At 57.1% G+C, this 524-nt stretch carries 2 protein-coding genes; one reads left to right on the top strand and one right to left on the bottom strand.

Annotated features, from left to right (window positions below):
• Nucleotides 1-194, bottom strand: a 194-nt coding sequence (locus OQZ28_RS17675) for a replication initiator protein A (RefSeq protein ID WP_458136713.1), incomplete at its 3' end; no start/stop codon positions are given.
• On the opposite strand from OQZ28_RS17675, the gene OQZ28_RS17670 reads away from it, so the two are divergent.
• On the top strand, nt 181-524 hold a 344-nt coding region (locus OQZ28_RS17670; protein ID WP_458136712.1), incomplete at its 3' end, for a transposase. The genes OQZ28_RS17675 and OQZ28_RS17670 overlap by 14 nt on opposite strands.

Raw genomic sequence — 524 nt, 5'->3', positions numbered from 1 at the left:
ATACGATTAAATTCTTTAGGCTGCGCATCGCTACCTGTTTTTTCATGCAGCACCTCGACACGGCATATCCACCCACCTCTCTGCTGACCAGCATGTTTACGTGCGATCCGATAGAGGGCCCGCTCTAGCAGCCTGTCGGGTTGGGGTACCCTGTGAAGGGTAAGGTTGTAAGGTGGTGAGATGAGCAGCTTCATCCCGTTTGACCGATCCCAGCCGTATCTTCTGCCTCCTGATCTGAAGTCGTGGCTTCCGGCTGACGATATGGCGCATTTCGTTGTCGCAGCCGTTGAGCGGGTTCCGATGAGTGCGTTCTGCGTGCCAGTACGCACGGGTGGCAAGGCACAGTACCATCCGCGCCTGATGTTGGCCCTTCTGATCTTCAGCTATGCGAACGGGTTGTTTTCCTCACGCCGGATCGAGCGGGCGACATATCGCGATATCGGGGTGCGCTTCGTGGCGGCGAACCTGCATCCGGATCATGATACGATTGCGACCTTCCGCCGGACGAACCGGACAGCCATTGA

Source organism: Komagataeibacter sp. NFXK3 (assembly GCF_054182245.1).
This window is presented reverse-complemented; position numbering and strand designations above follow the sequence as displayed.